The sequence below is a fragment of the Corallincola luteus genome, from assembly GCF_004336975.1.
GTDB lineage: Bacteria > Pseudomonadota > Gammaproteobacteria > Enterobacterales > Neiellaceae > Corallincola > Corallincola holothuriorum.
On the sequence record NZ_SJXE01000007.1, the window covers coordinates 42470 to 59582 of the forward strand.

The window sequence follows — 17113 nt, forward strand, 5'->3', positions numbered from 1 at the left end:
ATAACTCACCAAGAATAAGGAAGGGGATTACCCCTTCCTTTGTTCTACCCATCAGGAAAGGTTGTGCAAATGGGTGCGTCTAACGCTGCTTCTACAACTGTCTCTAACGGTTATAACTGGTTAAAAATAGTGGTTCTGGCTCTGGTTATACTGGTCAGTGGCTATTCAGTTATCGTTATGTATGCAACGGGTGAGTATGCTTTCGCCATACTGACTCTGCTCATCGTCTCTCTCGGTGTGTACGTTTTTACCAATAGCAAGACATACGCCCATAGATATATTTTCCCCGGTGTTGCCGGGATGGTTATCTTTATCATTTTCCCTCTGGCTTATACGATAGGGATATCTTTCACTAACTACAGTGGTAGTAACTTACTATCGTTGGAGCGTGTGCAGGATTATCATCTCAGGCAGAGCTATCTAGCTAAAGGCGGGAATTACGATTTTTCACTCATTAAGACCGAGCAAGATCGTTTCAAGTTGGTTCTTCGATCTGAACTTGAACCTGAAAAGGTCTTTGTCAGTCCGACGATAAAGCTTTGGAACGCCGGCGAGATAAAGTCTCGCAAAGCGCGTCCTGAAGATTTTCCTTATGTAGATAGTGGCATCCAGATGCGTGCTATTGAGGAGATACCTGAAGGTGAGAAGGCAACTTTACGAGATGTGATCTCGTTGCGAACTCATCTGCAGTCAATATACGTGACGCTGCCAGCGGGCGTTGAATTGAGTATGAGTGGATTACGCAAGTTTGCAGCCCTCAGACCTCTATTCTCGCGCCTCTCCGATGGTGTTGTTCTGGAAAATGGAACAATCATCAGCGACCCTAATACGTTACGAAATAATAAGTCTAACCAGCTGGTGCGCCCCAATTACCATACGGGCTTCTATCAGTATATCGATGCCAATGGTGAGTTTGTAGGTGATGCGTTGCCTCCTGGCTTCACTGTGTCGATTGGTTGGAATAACTACTGGCGCGTATTTACCGATAAAGGTATTCAGGGACCATTCCTTGAAATCTTTGTGTGGACAGTAATGTTTGCTGCGGGAAGTGTATTCTTTACCCTCGCAATCGGACTTGTCTTAGGTAACTTGGTGCAGTGGGAGTTTCTTGGTGGTAAGGCAATTTATCGAGTCATTTTGATTCTGCCTTATGCTGTCCCGGCGTTTATCTCAATCCTGGTGTTTAAGGGGTTATTCAACCAAAACTTTGGTGAGATAAACATGGTGCTGGAGGCGTTGTTTGGTATTAAACCTGATTGGTATACGACTCCTTCGTTAGCGCGAAGTATGATTCTGATTGTAAATACCTGGTTGGGTTATCCGTACATGATGATTCTGTCTATGGGCTTGCTTAAGTCTATTCCGGAAGATCTGTATGAAGCCTCGGCAATGGATGGTGCTGGTCCTATCAGCAACTTCTTCAACATTACCGTTCCGTTGTTAATTAAGCCGCTGACTCCACTACTGATTGCCTCTTTTGCTTTCAACTTCAATAACTTTGTATTGATTGCATTATTGACCAATGGTGGCCCGGATATCATCGGTGCAACGACACCTGCAGGTACAACTGACGTATTGGTTAGTTATACCTATCGTATCGCTTTCGAAGGCAGTGGTCAGGACTATGGTCTGGCAGCCGCTATTGCGACAGTTATCTTCATTCTGGTTGGTGCGATGGCCATCTTGAATCTGAAGTTGACCAAAATGGACAAGGTATAGAGGGGTTATCTAGTTATGCCAATGGTTCAACCTTCAAGCCTGAAATACCGCGTCTTTGCGACACATGTCGGCATGTGGTGCTTCTTGGCTCTCATTATTTTTCCGCTGTTGATGGTAATTGCCATCTCGTTCCGTCAAGGTAACTATGCGGTGGGGGAGATCATTCCTTCAAATCCTTCTTTGGAGCACTGGAAGCTAGCGCTTGGTATTCCAGTAGTCGAAGCTGATGGGCGTATTACGCCTCCTCCTTTCCCAGTACTGACTTGGCTGTGGAACTCTATTAAGGTTGCTGTTATCAGTGCCGCTCTTATCGTTTTACTTGCAACGACTAGCGCATACGCGTTTGCTCGTATGAAGTTTGCTGGTAAGAGCCTGATCTTGCAGGGTATGTTGGTTTTCCAAATGTTCCCAGCGGTATTGGCATTGGTAGCGATTTACGCAATGTTCGATAAGATCGGTCAATATTTCCCTTGGTTGGGATTGAATACGCACGCAGGTTTGGTATTCATCTACCTCAGCGGTATTGCGCTGCACGTTTGGACGATTAAAGGTTACTTTGAAACCATTGATCCTTCACTCGAAGAAGCCGCTGCAATTGATGGCGCTACGCCTTGGCAAGCATTCCGCTTAGTCTTGCTGCCATTAAGTGTGCCGATCCTCGCAGTTGTATTCATTCTTGCATTCATTGGTGCAATCACTGAGGTACCGGTTGCCTCCTTGTTATTGCAGGATGTAGAGATGCTTACGCTAGCTGTAGGTGCGCAACAGTACCTGTATCCGCAGAATTATCTGTGGGGCGACTTTGCCGCGGCGGCCGTATTGTCTGGCTTCCCCATCACCCTAGTGTTCCTGTTGGCCCAACGTTGGTTAGTTGGTGGTCTGACAGCCGGTGGTGTGAAGGGTTAATAGGTTTAGTATTTAAGGTTTTTAAGCTAACAATAGCTTTCTGGAGACAAGAATGGCTGAAGTCATCCTTAAGAATGTACGTAAGAACTACGATCCATCAATACACTTGGATGTATTACGAGATATTAACCTAGACATCGAAGATGGTGAGTTCATCGTTTTCGTCGGTCCATCAGGCTGTGGTAAATCTACACTGCTTCGTATGATCGCGGGTTTGGAAGACATCACAGACGGCGAGTTGGCTATTTCTGGTCGCCGTATGAACGAAGTTCCTCCGGTAGACCGTAACGTAGGTATGGTGTTCCAGTCCTATGCGCTCTATCCACATATGGATCTGTTCGAGAACATGGCATTCGGCCTCAAGCTGAAGAAAGTACCTAAAGATGAAATCAAACGTCGCGTAGATAAGGCGTCTGAAATCTTGGGTCTGACTCATATGCTTGACCGTAAGCCTAAAGCTCTTTCTGGTGGTCAGCGTCAACGTGTTGCTATTGGCCGTTGTATTGTACAAGAGCCATCGGTATTCCTGTTCGATGAACCTTTATCGAACTTGGATGCGGCACTTCGTGTGAAGATGCGTATTGAAATTGCCAAGCTGCACAAAGATTTGCAGTCGACCATCATCTACGTAACACACGATCAGGTTGAAGCAATGACTTTGGCAGATCGTATCGTGGTACTGAGTCCATTAGATGATGAAGCGCCGAGCAACCTTGAGCAGTTTGGTAGCCCGCTTGATCTTTACCATACACCAGCAAATAAATTTGTTGCTGGCTTCATTGGTTCACCTAAGATGAACTTCTTGGCGGGTGAATTGGTTGAGATTGGTGACGACGAGTGTAAGGTTAAGCTGAGCACTGGTGACGTGGTTGTTGGTTGCATTGATGCTAGCAGTGCTAAAGTAGGCGATGCAGTTGAAGTGGGTGTTCGTCCTGAGCACGTTCTTCCTCGTGACCATGATGACTCTCACGGTCACGTAAGTGGTAGCGTACTGGTTGCTGAGCATTTAGGTGCCGAATCTTTCGTCTATATGACGATTGATGGTCGCGACTTCACTGTTAAAGCGCACTCTGATGTTGAAGCAACATCAGGCGAAGTGATGGAAGTAGGCTTCCCTAAAGAAGCTGTTTACCTGTTCACTGAAGCGGGTCAAGCATTCCCACGTACAGCGCGTTATAACCGTGAAAAAGGTGGCTTGCCGCTAGGCGACGAGTGATCCTTTAATCGTTAACAGAAAGCCGGCAGCTTATGCCGGCTTTTTTTTGCCCAAATTTTGTCGGCGTCTTAGTTAAGATTAATTCTCAACTCTTACTCTTGTCGCGTTATAATTCCTTTCGCTAATTATGTTTGCTCTGGAAAATGGTTTAATGCGTTTATTTGTAGATGGTTTGACGGTAATCGACAGTACGTTTTTATGCGCTCAGCGCGGGATGTTAGGTGAAAGCTGGATCGTAGACGTTGAACTGGCAGGTGAATTGAATGACGAGGGTATGCTTTTTGACTTCTCCCATGTAAAAAAGACCATCAAACATGCGCTGGATGCGACGGTAGATCATAAGCTGATTGTTCCAGAGCAAGCTGCCGAAACAACCATTGTCTCATCAGATAACGATATCCTGCTTTCATTTAAAGCTGCTAAAAGTGAGTTGGTGATACAGAGTCCACTGTCGGCCTTTGCTATTTTGCCATTGGCACAGATCACCGATAGCGCCTTTGCTCGTTATTTAGAAGTGATGTTACTTAAACTGTTGCCTGACAATGTGACTGGAATAACCGTTCATTTACGCCATGAAGCCGAAGGCCCCGCGTTTTATCATTACACTCATGGTTTGAAAAAACATGATGGGAATTGTCAGCGGATCGCTCACGGCCACCGTTCACGGATAGGGATCTGGCTTGATGGTGAAAAGCGCGCAGATTTGGAAAGCAACTGGGCCTCGCGTTGGCAAGATATCTATCTTGGTTCTGCAGATGATGAAGTCTCTGTCGAGACATTACCGTTTAGTGCACAATTTGGTTTAACTGACGCCAGTTTTTACGGTTTCCAATACAGTGCCAGCCAGGGGAGTTATTATTTGGCGGTTAGCAAAAGCGCTACAGAAATAGTTGATTGCGATACAACCGTCGAATGCCTGGCTGACTACATTGCGCGTCAATTATCTTGTGACTATCCCGAACAATTAATTAAAGTCCGCGCCTATGAGGGTGTTGAGAAAGGAGCTATCTGTGAAATTTCCGCTTCTAGTTAGTATTTTTCTGCTGTTTTCTGCACAGACGTTGGCGATAGAGCTAAACGGTGAGTTTATTCAAGGTGGTATGGTCACGGGTAAGCTACCTCCCGGTAGTCAGTTATCGCTCGATGGTAACCCAGTAAAAATTTCTGCTGAGGGTATTTTTGTCATTGGCTTTGGTCGTGATGACACTGGTGAAGCGGAATTACAATGGACGCTGCCTGGCGGAGAAAAGCAGCAAACGAGTTATAAAATAAAGCAACGGGAATACAATATTCAGTACGTTGAAGGGGTAGAGCAAAAATATGTGTCCCCGCCCGAGGAAGTGCTGGAGCGTATTCGTGATGATAATAGGCAGGTTGCTGCCGCCAGAAAGACCGATTCGGATCGCAAAGACTTTCTCATGCCTCTTATTTGGCCGGTTGATGGTCCTATCTCTGGAGTTTATGGGAGCCAACGCTATTTTAATGGCGAACCAAAGCGCCCGCACTTCGGCTTGGATATCGCTGCGCCAACCGGCACTATTATCGTTGCCCCTGCCGACGGGGTGATCACTCTCTGGCACCCTGATATGTATTACAGTGGTGGCACCTTGTTGATGGATCATGGCTACGGTATTTCATCGACATTTATTCATCTCAGTGGATCATTGGTTAAAGCGGGTGACGTGGTTAAACAGGGCCAACCTATCGCGAAGGTTGGAGCGACAGGCAGAGTCACAGGGGCGCATCTTGATTGGCGCATCAATTGGTTTAAGGTTCGTTTAGATCCGCAGCTATTACTGCCACCAAAATCTAGCGAGCAATAAGTATTTTCCAGCTTGAGCTGACTTAGTTCTAGGTCAGCTCCTATTTTATCTTTTCTCCCATCAGATTATTCACACCCGCGTTTTTGTAGTCTTTTTGCTACAAATAACTATGTACACAACCCGACAACCGTTCATTAATGTGAGCTTTGTCGCCTATCTGTTTTTGTAATTACCTCTATATAAATCATTAAAAAACAATTAGTTAATCTGTTTTGCCTTGTCTGGCGCAGTTTTCGCAATATCCATATCGGGAACCTTTTTTGAATTGAACGATGTTGGAGGAAACACCATGGCTATTCGTCAATGTGCCATTTACGGCAAAGGCGGTATCGGTAAATCAACCACCACACAAAACCTGGTTGCTGCGCTGGCCGAAGCTGAGAAGAAAATTATGATCATCGGCTGTGATCCTAAAGCCGATTCAACCCGCTTGATCCTGCACGCAAAAGCGCAGAACACCATTATGGAGATGGCTGCTGAAGCCGGTTCTGTTGAAGATCTTGAGTTGGATGATGTACTGAAAGTTGGCTATGCCGGCGTTCGTTGTGTTGAGTCCGGTGGTCCAGAGCCAGGTGTAGGTTGTGCTGGTCGTGGTGTTATCACAGCGATCAACTTCCTCGAAGAAGAGGGCGCTTATGAAGAAGACCTCGACTTCGTATTTTATGACGTACTGGGTGACGTGGTATGTGGTGGTTTCGCCATGCCTATCCGCGAGAACAAAGCACAGGAAATCTACATTGTTGTATCTGGTGAGATGATGGCGATGTATGCCGCTAACAACATCTCAAAAGGTATCTGTAAATACGCAGCGACCGGTAGTGTTCGCCTTGCAGGTCTGATCTGTAACTCTCGTAACACCGATCGTGAAGATGAGCTGATCATGGCATTAGCCGCCAAGATCGGTACACAAATGATCCATTTCGTACCACGTGACAACATTGTTCAGCGTGCTGAGATCCGTCGTATGACAGTGATCGAGTACGATCCTAAGTGTAATCAGGCTGATGAGTATCGTGCTCTTGCACGCAAGATCATCGACAACGAACTGTTTGTTGTGCCAGAGCCGGTCACCATGGATGAGCTTGAAGAGCTGTTGATGGAATTCGGCATCATGGAAGAGGAAGACACTTCAATTATCGGTAAGAAAGCGGAAGAAGAAGCGGTGGCTTAATCCATCTGCAGACACGGTTCTGATAAGAACAGGTGTTTAAAAACTCTTTAGGAGACTGTTATGTCTATGAAAAAAGAGGACACTCGAGCGCTTATCGATGAGGTGCTAGAGGTCTATCCAGAAAAGGCGAAAAAAGATCGTCTTAAGCATTTGACGGCGAATGATGCAGAAGCGTCATCAAATAAGTGTGTTACCGCCAACCGTAAGTCACTGCCCGGTGTGATGACAGCTCGTGGTTGTGCTTACGCAGGGTCAAAAGGGGTGGTATGGGGTCCAATCAAGGACATGATCCATATCTCTCATGGTCCAGTCGGTTGCGGTCAATACTCCCGCGCGGGTCGTCGTAACTATTACACCGGTTTTACTGGCGTAAATAGCTTCGGCACCATGAACTTCACCTCTGATTTCCAAGAGCGTGACATCGTTTTTGGTGGTGATAAAAAGCTATCCACCATCGTTGATGAAATCGAAACTCTGTTCCCATTATCGAAAGGGATCTCAATCCAATCGGAATGTCCGGTGGGCTTGATCGGTGACGATATCGAAGCGGTTGCCAAAGTGAAGGGCAAAGAGATCGGCAAAACCATTGTCCCAGTGCGTTGTGAAGGGTTCCGTGGTGTGAGTCAGTCTTTGGGTCACCACATTGCCAACGACACGCTGCGCGATCATGTCCTCGACAAGGTCGAAGACAAAGAGTTTGAAACTACACCGTATGACGTTGCCATTATTGGTGACTACAACATCGGTGGTGATGCTTGGTCTTCGCGTATTTTACTTGAAGAGATGGGTTTGCGAGTTGTTTCACAGTGGTCTGGTGACGGTACTTTGCCAGAGATTGAAAACACACCCAAAGTAAAACTCAACCTAGTGCATTGTTATCGTTCAATGAACTATATCTGCCGCCACATGGAAGAGAAGTACGACATTCCATGGATGGAGTACAACCTGTTTGGCCCGACCAAGTGTGAAGAGTCACTGCGTAAAATCGCTGCGTTCTTCGATGAGTCGATTCAAGCGAAAGCGGAAGAAGTGATCGCCAAGTACAAGGCACAGTGGGAACCGATTATCGCTAAATACCGTCCACGTTTGGAAGGTAAGAAAGTGATGCTGTATGTCGGTGGCTTACGTCCACGCCACGTGATCGGTGCTTATGAAGATTTGGGCATGGAAATTGTTGGTACTGGCTATGAATTTGGCCATAACGATGACTACACCAAGACGATTCCTGAAGTGAAAGACGCCACGCTGATCTATGACGATGTCACAGGTTACGAGCTGGAAAAATTCGCTGAGCAGCTTAAGCCCGATTTGATTGGTGCCGGTGTGAAAGAGAAATACATCTTCCAGAAGATGGGCATCCCTTTCCGTCAGATGCACAGCTGGGACTATTCAGGCCCTTATCACGGCTTCGATGGCTTCGCCATTTTCGCCCGCGATATGGATATGACCCTGAACAACCCATGTTGGAGCAAGCTGACTGCACCTTGGAAAGCTGAAGCTGAAGAAAAACTGGTCGTTAACGGCTAAGTTGCAGCACGACGAAACAGGTTAGGCGGCATGCCGCTTATGTGTATCACTCGGCCCGTCAGTTCACAGATGAGTGGCGCGGGAGGAGAAAGATTATGAGTCAGACAGTAGATGATATCAAACCTGGCTATCCATTATTTGGACAGCCAGAGTACCAGGAGATGATGGCTCGCAAACGCGAGTTGTTTGAAGAAAGCCACGACGCCGACAAGGTGAAAGAGGTCTTTGAGTGGACGACCGGTGAAGAGTACAAAGAGCTTAACTTCAACCGGAAAAACCTAACAATTAACCCGGCCAAAGCCTGCCAACCACTGGGATCCGTCCTGTGTGCGCTGGGCTTTGAAAACACACTGCCCTATGTTCATGGTTCGCAGGGGTGTGTTGCCTATTTTCGTACCTATTTTAATCGTCATTTCAAAGAGCCCGTGGCTTGTGTCTCGGATTCAATGACCGAAGATGCCGCAGTATTCGGTGGCCAGAAGAATATGTTTGATGGCCTGCAAAACTCTTTGGCGCTGTATAAGCCAGAGATGATTGCTGTATCCACCACTTGTATGGCGGAAGTGATCGGGGATGACCTCAACGCGTTTATCGGTAACGCCAAAAAAGAGGGTTACATTCCTGAAGAGCTACCTACGCCATTCGCACATACGCCAAGTTTTGTTGGTAGTCATGTCAATGGCTGGGACGGTATGTTCGAAGGTGTTTTGCGTCATTTCAGCGTTAACAAGATGGAAGACAAAACCGTCGGCAGTAACGGTAAAATTAACCTGGTACCAGGCTTTGAAACCTATCTTGGTAACTACCGTGTGATGCACCGCATGATGCAGGAGATGGGCGTCGATTACACATTGCTGTGTGATCCGTCTGAAGTACTTGATACCCCGGCTGATGGCGAATATCGCATGTACGCAGGCGGTACTCCATTAGCGGAAGTGGCTGACGCGCCAAACGCGATCACTACCATGTTCCTGCAGCCTGATCAGTTGGTGAAAACCAAGAAATACGTCGAAGGTATCTGGAAGCACGAAGTACCTGCAACCAACATCCCAATGGGTGTTGATTGGACAGATGACTTCCTGATGAAGGTATCTGAACTGTCAGGCAAGCCTATTCCTGAGTCGCTGGCAACAGAGCGTGGCCGTTTGGTGGATATGATCACCGACTCCCATACATGGCTGCACGGCACCAGTTTCTCTATCTATGGCGATCCAGATTACCTGATGGGCTTAACCAAGTTCCTTATGGAATTAGGTTGTGAGATTAAGCATATCCTCTGCAACAACGGTAATAAGCGCTGGCGCAAGAAGATGGAAGCGTTGATCGCTGACTCTCCTTACACCGCTAATACAGAGATCTTTATTGGTAAGGACTTGTGGCATTTCCGTTCACTGGTGTTCACCAATAAGCCTGACTTCATGATTGGAAACTCTCACGCCAAGTTTATTCAGCGTGATACCAAGGCGAAAGGCGGTGAGTTTGAAGTACCGCTGATCCGTCTCGGCTTCCCAATCTTCGACCGTCATCACCTGCATCGCAACACCACGCTAGGTTATGAAGGTGGCATGTACATGTTAACCACACTGGTTAACGCGGTACTTGAGAAGTTGGACGCTGATACTAGCGACATGGGTAGAACCGATTACGGTTACGACCTGGTACGTTAAAGAATGAAGTACCGGGGTGAAGGCCCCGGTACCTCTTTCAACCAAGGAGAAAGCAATGCCGAACGTAATGATCCGCCGGGAAGAAAGTGGCGAGCTTTCCTGTTACATCGCTAAGAAAGATCTCGAAGAGATGGTGACCTCGATTGAGTTTGATTCACCAGAACAACTGGGTGGCGAGATCCAACTGGCTGATGGTACTGGTTACTATTTCGAGCCCATCAGTCCGTCACCCAAGCTACCTGTGACTGTTCGTGCCCGTCGCGCGTAATAGTTCTAATGTCTAATTAGTCGGGAGATAATGATGACCGCACCAGTCTCTGAAACTGCAGCCTTACGCATCGCATTGGCTGCGAAGGCGTTACCTCAGATCCCTCTATCGCAGCTGCTGAGTTTATTGGTGGATACGCTGGGAGAACCGCTCACCGAGAAGAAACTACGGCAGTTGTCGCCGAAGCAGCTACGCGAGATCTTTTCTGCGCAGCCCGAGCAACCCGACAGAGTAAATCTTGCGCAGGCATTCGCCATCTTCAACAGCAACGAAGTTGACACCATGGAAGCGCCAGAAGTTCTCCCATCAGTCCCCCTGAGCGGTAAGAAATTGCGCGTGGCAATGACGTCGAATAACGGAGAGCGGCTTGATGGTCATTTCGGATCTTGCCTACGGGTATTGGTGTATGAGGTCAACGCAGAACAGCATCAGCTTGTTGATGTAAGACCCGTGACATGTAGTGAGAGTGGCGAAAAGCGTTCCGAATTTATGCTGTCGCTAATCAGTGACTGCCATATCTTGTCGACCCTCTCTATTGGGGGGCCTGCTGCGGCGAAAGTGACTCGTGCCAACGTTCACCCTATTAAGCAAGCCCAACCGGGGGCGTGCAGCGACGTGCTTGAACGCATGCAACAGGTGGTGGGTGGCAAACCTGCACCTTGGTTACAACGTTTGATGGAATCGACAGAAAGAGCAGTGGAGGGCGTGCCATGTTAGGGACTATGGGAGGACTGGAGGCACCAAAGGTGCAGCCGAATGATATGCTGATCGACGCGACACTCGATGATCGTGTGTTGCAACACAGCCTACTTTTGCTGACCGAGTTAGGGGCAAAAGATCATACCTTAAGCATGTTACGTCAGGCGCATCCAGACGTTAGGTTTATCCTCTGTTCTGAGGATGATATGGCTGAACGTGCGCCCTTTGTTAGCCAACCTGAGTTTGATGTTTTCTTGATGGCCGCCAGCATGGGTTGTGCCTGCTTTACCGACGACGTCAGACACAGCATAGGCCTGGTGATCGCCACAAGAGAGAATTGGTGAAGGCAGCCTTGCGGCCACAAATTGATTGGGGCCGCAAGGTGAACGAAGTTGAGGTAGATAAAATGGCGTGTGCATGCAAGCAGCACAAAGCGGCAGAGAGTGATAAATCAGAGCAGGCCGTTGATCGCTATGTGAGTTTTGCTGGCATTGACTGTGAGGGCAACGCCCAAAAGTTGATGGACCATCTACTCGCATTGACCGAACAACCAGGGGTGGGGAATGCATTCTGGGATAAATTTCGCCAGCAATATGTCGACTATTTAGCTGGCAAAGGGCTTAAACATGACCCCCTGTATCTGTTGCACGCTAATGTGTTTTATATTCGCGATCTATTTGAAGAGCAGGGCGACGAGCAGGGGCTGCAAGCGCTGGACGAACTCGAAGAACTTTGTTTTTAGAAAAACGCCCCATCAAAGGTGAGGCGTTTTATCTCTTCAGCGCGGTGACCGTATTACCTACTTTCTACGCGCAGCGGCAAAACCAAGTATAGACAGAGCAAACAGGGCAAGAATACCCGGCGCAGGAACCTCTGCACTGTAGCTAATAGTGACATCATCTAAATAGGTTCTGTCTTCATCTGGGCCTGCGCCTGAGTAGCCATACAAGCCAAAGCCAGTCAGTTCTTTGCCAGCGACTAACCAGCTGGTGATATCAAAAAATTCCCAGTCACTCGTCGTTAGGTTAACGATATCTCCTACTGAACTGCCGTCAGAGTAAAAAAGACCAACCCAAGAGATTGCTGCTTCTGGTTGCTTGAGCCAAAAGGAAACTTCGGAAACATTTTCTGTCGCAACTGCATCAAATGTCTGCTTGAGTTGAAAGTTGCCGACGTCGGTTGCGCTATAGCTTCCGGAATGGGATTCAGTGTCAGTGACGTACCATTCTGGCGAAGATACGTTCACCCACGGCGACAAATCACCAGATTCAAAGCCACCATTAGTGAATGGAGCAGCGTAGGATGCTGTTGAAACGCTCAAAAGGGCGCCTAAGGCCAGATGTTTTAGCTTCATTATTGTTATTCCTTGGCTATTAAATGTAATGATATTAATTCTCATTGCAATTAAGCAGGAACCTGGCCATGTTGCTAATGTTTTGATAAGTAATATATATTTCTCACAAAGTCGGTGGAATATTTGAACCTTGTAAGAATTATCGACGTTATAGGTGTATTATCCCGCCATCGATGCCTGTTTATGTTTACCTCGGTCATGATTAGTAATTCAGCATGTTCATTTTTCGATCTCAAGCATTGTTGATTCAGGCAGAATACTTGTGGAAGGAGAGCCCAAGATGAGGTTAATCGTCGAGTTCTCTAAAAGCTGCTTCCATTCATAGCTTAGGATGTATAGATGTTGCACAAATTATGTTGTCTGATTTCATTGATGTTGTTGTTTGTGGCTGGACATAGCCAAGCGGATCCTTTCTATCATCAGATGAAAAACTCACCTGTGCCTGCTTATACAATTAAAGGCATGAAGAATTGTCAGCAGCACATGAAAGTGACTGACCACCATTATATCGCAGTGTGTCGAGCATCAATGTTAGATACCGATATTAACTATGGTTGGCGTGCTGTTTTGACATCAGATGCTGTCGATGGCACATCTCCAGTGTCTGTTTCCGATGGTTTTGGTGATGTTTATCAGGTCGCGCTACAGCTTCGTGGATACGACAATAAAGTACTTCTGCTTGTTGAATCAGTCACCGAATATTTTGATGGCGTAGCCGTTTATAAACTTGACCAGAGTCAGCTGCATGATATGGGCTATATTGCTTTGTCGGCTGGTCCTGCAGAGGCTGATGAGTCACTTTTGCCATTGATGAGAATAATGGAAAAAGGGGGCGCATTAGTGGTTAATTTTAGTGGCCCAGTGACCTATGTTAATGATAAAGGCGTGGCTCTTACGCTCCGTCCTGAACAAATCAAATACGTAGGCATTGATAGATTGATTAAGCAGCTTCGTTAACAGAATTGCTGTATGGCGGATTTTTAACCGTGCTTGCGCCAAACCAATAGCAGGTTGTTTGCTGGCATCGCTATTTGCTCTACTAGCATCAATCCCTTCGCCCATCTTTCAAGCTCGGCAATATCTCTGATCCCACCACAATCTTCCTGCTGTAAAAATTGGTCGAACTCGCGGTTGCTGTCACTGGTATAAGCGCCATCAATGTTAAACGGCCCGTATTGGAAAAACAGCCCTTGGAGTGGTAAGTGCTCTGCAACTAACGCCATCATTATCTGCACTTCCTCGGATTGCATGATATGAGCGGTGTTGGCGGTAAATACGGTGTCGATGGGCTGGTTAGGCCAATTGTCCTCACCAATAGTGAATGACAGCGGGGAACGCAGGTTGGTCAGATTTAATTCTGCTATCCAGGCATCAATACTGGGGTGATTGTCTGGTCTGTCGCTGGTTTGCCAGCACAGTTGGGGCAGATGCTCAGCAAAAAACTGCGCGTGTTGCCCGGTGCCCGAGCCTATTTCTAACAGATGGCGCTGGTTCACCAAGCGTGGCTTGAGTTGCTCTAAGATGGGCTGCTTGTTGTTTTCACAGGACTGGCTGAAACGTTTGCTCATGGGATCTTGGGTTCGTGTGGTAGACACCAGAATATATCAGTTCTGCCTAGTTAACGGCAGTGAAGGTTTTTCGTGATCTAACAACATATTTTGCGACCGCTGAGAGAGTAAGGTAAGGCTAAAAAATAACTCCAATTAATAGCGGGTTATGCAGATATCTTGGTGGGATCTTCTATCCTCTATTGAGTTGATCCCCTACCAATACAATCGCGGAGCAAACCGATGGCGACAGGTAAATACTTACGTTGGAAAGATGCGCAGGGTAACGAGTTTAGACCCGTATCGATCTCCGGTACCGAGCTACTCAATGATCGCTTGCTAAATAAAAGCACCGGTTTCAGTTACGAAGAGCGTGAAGCATTTAATCTCAACGGTTTGTTACCACCGAAACCGCAGACCTTTGAAGACCAACTTAAACGCGCGTATCAGGGGTTTCTTAGCGCCTGCAGCGACATCGAACAGTACCTGTTTCTGCGTGCGCTGCAAGATCGCAACGAAACGCTTTTTTATGCGTTATTGTCACGCCACGTAGAAGAGATGACACCGATTATCTACACGCCGACGGTAGGTAAAGCGTGTCAGGAGTTCAGTCATCGTTACCAAAAAGCTCGCGGCCTGTATGTAACGGCAGACAATGTCGACAGCATGGGGGAGATGGCACGCCACTTCGCTGGCAAAGAGATCAAAATCATCGTCGTAACCGACAGTCAGGGCATTCTAGGCTTAGGTGATTTAGGTGCGGGCGGTATGGGGATCCCCATTGGTAAGTTGTCGCTCTATACCTTGGGAGCGGGAATTCACCCTGGCCACTGTTTACCGGTGGCGTTAGATGTCGGCACTGACAATCAGGATCTGCTGAACGATCCCATGTATCTAGGGATCCCGAAAAAACGGATGAAAGGGGAAGCGTACAAACTGTTTATCGACAAGTTTGTGCAGCAAACCAAACTGCAGTTTCCTAAAGCGGTGCTGCAGTGGGAGGATTTCAGTAAGTCCAACGCATTTAATAATCTGGCCAAGTATGAGGATGAGATCCCCTCTTTTAATGATGATATCCAAGGCACAGGGGCGGTGGTGTTGGCGGGTATTATCGGTGCCACCAAGATTAAAGGGGAAACTCTGGGCGAACAGATCTTTGCCGTTTATGGTGCCGGCGCCGGTGGTGTAGGTGTTGCGGATCAGATCTTTGCTGGCCTGCTAAAAGAGGGCGTGTCTCATCAGGCGGCCAGAGATCGTATATTCATTTTGGATTCTCAAGGCGTGGTGTTCGATAACCGCGAGGGTCTGGATGAATACAAGCAGCGTTACGCTAAGCCGGTTTCATTAGCCAGTGGCTGGCAGTTAAAACAAGACAACAAAGCAGATCTTAGTGAGTTGATTGACAATGTCGCCGTGACGGTATTACTCGGCTGCAGTGGTGTTGGTGGTGCGTTTAAAGAAAATCACGTGAAGAAGATGCTTGATTACACGCAGCGCCCCATGGTGTTTCCTCTCTCTAACCCCACCAGTAATTGTGAAGCGTTACCAGAAGATATCTACCGGTGGAGCCAAGGGCAGGCTATTGTGGCTACCGGTAGCCCGTTTGATGATGTCGAATATGACGGTAAGCCATACCGGATCGGTCAGGGGAATAACGTGTTCATTTTCCCCGCCGTTGGCTTAGCCACTATTGTCTCTGGTGTAAAAAAGATCACCATGGAGATGTTCACCACGGCGTCGTTTGCACTGGCTGATTATGTACCGCAACAGGATCTTGATGAAGGTTGCGTGTTCCCACGTATCGGTGAATTAAAAGCGGTCTCTATGCATGTGGCCAAAGCTGTGCTTAAGCAAATTCAGGAAACAGATCCTGACGGTTGTATGTGTGGCAAAGAGATAGATCAAGAGCTGGCTGCGCATATGTGGGAGCCCATTTACCTCCCTTACCGTCGAGTGTAGTGACTTAATAAATCGAGGTTGTTGATGTTTAGAACTCTTATTGCCATGGTGTTTTTGTGCGTTTCATTGGTATCCGCTGTGCTTGCCAATGATGTCAACAAACTCACCATCGAAGAACAGCGCTTGCCGGATGCGGAAAAAGCAATGACTGGCTTGCTGGCGCCTTTTGCAAAGCCCTTGGCGGCTATCGCTCGTCTGGATACGTCAAACACGCTTGATCAGATCGCCGATATTGGCCGAGAGGGCTTCAACATCGGTAAAAGAATTGCCCAACAGCAGGCTGATGATCGGCCACTTTACTGGTTTCGTTTAGCCGCAAACGCCAAGTTTCGCAGCTTAGATCTGCCAGCAGAGACGAAAGCGCAATGGATAGACAGGTTCGAGCTGGAGAGTCGTGGCTTCGGCACCGCCGTGTTCTCAAAGGCAAAAATACGTATCTTGGTGACGGGCTTTGACCCGTTCTTTTTAGATCGTCATATCGACCAATCCAACCCGTCGGGACTAGCTGCACTGCTGCTGGATAACGAACTGCTGACCGCCGATGGTACGTCGGCAGAGGTGCAAGCGGTGATGATCCCAGTACGTTTTGCTGACTTCGACGCTGGCATGATTGAAAAGCTGCTGATGCCCTATTTTAAGTACAATAAAGTCGACATGGTGGTCACCATTTCGATGGGGCGTGATGGCTTTGACTTGGAGCGTTTTCCAGGTTTAAGACGCAGTGCAGAAGCGCCGGGCAATCTGAATGTACTGACCGGAGCCACCAGCCAAGCGCCGTTAGTGCCGTTGTTACAAGGGCAGCCGCTAAGAGGCCCCGAGTTTTTAGAATATTCGTTACCTGCAGCTGAAATGATCAGCCTTGCCCAAGAGATGAACGCACCATTTCCTGTGACAGATAATCGTAACGTCGAAACTTTAACGGGGAAAAAATCGCCCGCGTCACTGGCCGAGCTAAAGGGTGAAACCTCAGTACAAGGCTCGGGGGGAGGGTACTTGTCCAATGAGATCAGCTACCGCTCCATTCGCTTAAGAAATCTGATCGGCAGTAAGGTACCCGTTGGCCATATTCATACACCCAAGGTGAAAGCCTATGACAAAGAGAAAGAGCTGCAGATCGTTGACCAGATTAAGTTGATGCTAGCGGCGGCGATTCCAACGTTGCATTGATATTGATTAGTGATGTTGAAGTAGTTCTGTTTAGCAGAATAGGTATGGCTAACTGTACTGGCTTGTACCCAATCTGACAGTAGAAGGTGA

General features: G+C 47.5%; 17 protein-coding genes. 15 read left to right on the forward strand and 2 right to left on the reverse strand.

What is annotated here, in order from left to right:
- Window positions 1–69: 69 nt before the first annotated feature.
- The 12 genes from malF (at window position 70) to cowN (ending at window position 11738) form a co-directional block, all read left to right on the forward strand.
- Window positions 70–1719, forward strand: coding sequence for a maltose ABC transporter permease MalF (gene malF, locus EZV61_RS13555; RefSeq protein WP_114336403.1), 1650 nt, complete (start codon window positions 70–72; stop codon window positions 1717–1719).
- 15 nt (window positions 1720–1734) lie between these two features.
- Window positions 1735–2625, forward strand: a complete 891-nt coding sequence (gene malG / locus EZV61_RS13560; protein ID WP_114336404.1) for a maltose ABC transporter permease MalG — start codon at window positions 1735–1737, stop codon at window positions 2623–2625.
- A gap of 52 nt (window positions 2626–2677) precedes the next feature.
- Entirely contained in the window at window positions 2678–3841 is a 1164-nt protein-coding gene (locus EZV61_RS13565) for an ABC transporter ATP-binding protein (protein ID WP_114336405.1), read from the forward strand.
- Between the two features lie 151 nt (window positions 3842–3992).
- A complete protein-coding gene (locus EZV61_RS13570; protein WP_131416249.1) occupies window positions 3993–4874 on the forward strand; it encodes a 6-pyruvoyl trahydropterin synthase family protein in 882 nt (293 codons plus the stop codon).
- On the forward strand, window positions 4825–5664 hold the full coding sequence (locus EZV61_RS13575; RefSeq protein ID WP_130565724.1) for a M23 family metallopeptidase: 840 nt from the start codon (window positions 4825–4827) through the stop codon (window positions 5662–5664). Before EZV61_RS13570 ends, EZV61_RS13575 begins: the two co-directional genes overlap by 50 nt.
- 289 nt (window positions 5665–5953) lie before the next feature.
- Window positions 5954–6835, forward strand: coding sequence for a nitrogenase iron protein (gene nifH, locus EZV61_RS13580; RefSeq protein ID WP_114336408.1), 882 nt, complete (start codon window positions 5954–5956; stop codon window positions 6833–6835).
- Window positions 6836–6895: 60 nt separating this feature from the next.
- Window positions 6896–8362: a nitrogenase molybdenum-iron protein alpha chain gene (gene nifD / locus EZV61_RS13585; RefSeq protein ID WP_114336409.1), complete on the forward strand. Its 1467-nt coding sequence runs from the start codon at window positions 6896–6898 to the stop codon at window positions 8360–8362.
- 95 nt (window positions 8363–8457) lie between these two features.
- On the forward strand, window positions 8458–10029 hold the full coding sequence (nifK, locus tag EZV61_RS13590) for a nitrogenase molybdenum-iron protein subunit beta (protein WP_114336410.1): 1572 nt from the start codon (window positions 8458–8460) through the stop codon (window positions 10027–10029).
- 55 nt (window positions 10030–10084) lie between these two features.
- On the forward strand, window positions 10085–10297 hold the full coding sequence (gene nifT / locus EZV61_RS13595) for a putative nitrogen fixation protein NifT (RefSeq protein ID WP_114336411.1): 213 nt from the start codon (window positions 10085–10087) through the stop codon (window positions 10295–10297).
- Window positions 10298–10330: 33 nt separating this feature from the next.
- The gene (locus EZV61_RS13600) at window positions 10331–11014 is read left to right on the forward strand and encodes a NifB/NifX family molybdenum-iron cluster-binding protein (protein ID WP_165569612.1); all 684 of its coding nucleotides are present in this window, start codon (window positions 10331–10333) and stop codon (window positions 11012–11014) included.
- Window positions 11008–11340, forward strand: coding sequence for a DUF6129 family protein (locus EZV61_RS13605; protein ID WP_131416253.1), 333 nt, complete (start codon window positions 11008–11010; stop codon window positions 11338–11340). Before EZV61_RS13600 ends, EZV61_RS13605 begins: the two co-directional genes overlap by 7 nt.
- Window positions 11337–11738, forward strand: a complete 402-nt coding sequence (gene cowN, locus EZV61_RS13610) for a N(2)-fixation sustaining protein CowN (protein ID WP_205695386.1) — start codon at window positions 11337–11339, stop codon at window positions 11736–11738. Before EZV61_RS13605 ends, cowN begins: the two co-directional genes overlap by 4 nt.
- Window positions 11739–11795: 57 nt before the next feature.
- On the opposite strand, the gene EZV61_RS13615 is transcribed toward cowN, so the two are convergent.
- Window positions 11796–12350, reverse strand: coding sequence for a PEP-CTERM sorting domain-containing protein (locus tag EZV61_RS13615; protein ID WP_131416255.1), 555 nt, complete (start codon window positions 12348–12350; stop codon window positions 11796–11798).
- A gap of 339 nt (window positions 12351–12689) precedes the next feature.
- Between EZV61_RS13615 and EZV61_RS13620 the strand changes: the two genes are divergently transcribed.
- Window positions 12690–13307, forward strand: a complete 618-nt coding sequence (locus EZV61_RS13620; RefSeq protein ID WP_130565721.1) for a hypothetical protein — start codon at window positions 12690–12692, stop codon at window positions 13305–13307.
- A gap of 23 nt (window positions 13308–13330) precedes the next feature.
- On the opposite strand, the gene EZV61_RS13625 is transcribed toward EZV61_RS13620, so the two are convergent.
- On the reverse strand, window positions 13331–13918 hold the full coding sequence (locus EZV61_RS13625) for a DUF938 domain-containing protein (RefSeq protein WP_131416438.1): 588 nt from the start codon (window positions 13916–13918) through the stop codon (window positions 13331–13333).
- 222 nt (window positions 13919–14140) lie between these two features.
- Here EZV61_RS13625 and EZV61_RS13630 point away from each other — a divergent pair, with 222 nt between their 5' ends.
- Both EZV61_RS13630 and EZV61_RS13635 read left to right on the forward strand, forming a co-directional pair.
- A complete protein-coding gene (locus tag EZV61_RS13630; protein ID WP_131416257.1) occupies window positions 14141–15856 on the forward strand; it encodes an NAD-dependent malic enzyme in 1716 nt (571 codons plus the stop codon).
- A 24-nt stretch (window positions 15857–15880) separates the two neighbouring features.
- On the forward strand, window positions 15881–17023 hold the full coding sequence (locus EZV61_RS13635; protein ID WP_205695387.1) for a hypothetical protein: 1143 nt from the start codon (window positions 15881–15883) through the stop codon (window positions 17021–17023).
- Window positions 17024–17113 lie beyond the last annotated feature (90 nt).

Excerpts from the sequence above, each read along its gene's own strand:
- malF (WP_114336403.1), top strand. The coding sequence starts at position 70 with ATGGGTGCGTCTAACGCTGCTTCTACAACTGTCTCTAACGGTTATAAC.
- malG (WP_114336404.1), top strand. The coding sequence starts at position 1,735 with ATGCCAATGGTTCAACCTTCAAGCCTGAAATACCGCGTCTTTGCGACA.
- EZV61_RS13565 (WP_114336405.1), top strand. The coding sequence starts at position 2,678 with ATGGCTGAAGTCATCCTTAAGAATGTACGTAAGAACTACGATCCATCA.
- EZV61_RS13570 (WP_131416249.1), top strand. The coding sequence starts at position 3,993 with ATGCGTTTATTTGTAGATGGTTTGACGGTAATCGACAGTACGTTTTTA.
- EZV61_RS13575 (WP_130565724.1), top strand. The coding sequence starts at position 4,825 with ATGAGGGTGTTGAGAAAGGAGCTATCTGTGAAATTTCCGCTTCTAGTT.
- nifH (WP_114336408.1), top strand. The coding sequence starts at position 5,954 with ATGGCTATTCGTCAATGTGCCATTTACGGCAAAGGCGGTATCGGTAAA.
- nifD (WP_114336409.1), top strand. The coding sequence starts at position 6,896 with ATGTCTATGAAAAAAGAGGACACTCGAGCGCTTATCGATGAGGTGCTA.
- nifK (WP_114336410.1), top strand. The coding sequence starts at position 8,458 with ATGAGTCAGACAGTAGATGATATCAAACCTGGCTATCCATTATTTGGA.
- nifT (WP_114336411.1), top strand. The coding sequence starts at position 10,085 with ATGCCGAACGTAATGATCCGCCGGGAAGAAAGTGGCGAGCTTTCCTGT.
- EZV61_RS13600 (WP_165569612.1), top strand. The coding sequence starts at position 10,331 with ATGACCGCACCAGTCTCTGAAACTGCAGCCTTACGCATCGCATTGGCT.
- EZV61_RS13605 (WP_131416253.1), top strand. The coding sequence starts at position 11,008 with ATGTTAGGGACTATGGGAGGACTGGAGGCACCAAAGGTGCAGCCGAAT.
- EZV61_RS13615 (WP_131416255.1), bottom strand. The coding sequence starts at position 12,350 with ATGAAGCTAAAACATCTGGCCTTAGGCGCCCTTTTGAGCGTTTCAACA.
- EZV61_RS13620 (WP_130565721.1), top strand. The coding sequence starts at position 12,690 with ATGTTGCACAAATTATGTTGTCTGATTTCATTGATGTTGTTGTTTGTG.
- EZV61_RS13625 (WP_131416438.1), bottom strand. The coding sequence starts at position 13,918 with ATGAGCAAACGTTTCAGCCAGTCCTGTGAAAACAACAAGCAGCCCATC.
- EZV61_RS13630 (WP_131416257.1), top strand. The coding sequence starts at position 14,141 with ATGGCGACAGGTAAATACTTACGTTGGAAAGATGCGCAGGGTAACGAG.
- EZV61_RS13635 (WP_205695387.1), top strand. The coding sequence starts at position 15,881 with ATGTTTAGAACTCTTATTGCCATGGTGTTTTTGTGCGTTTCATTGGTA.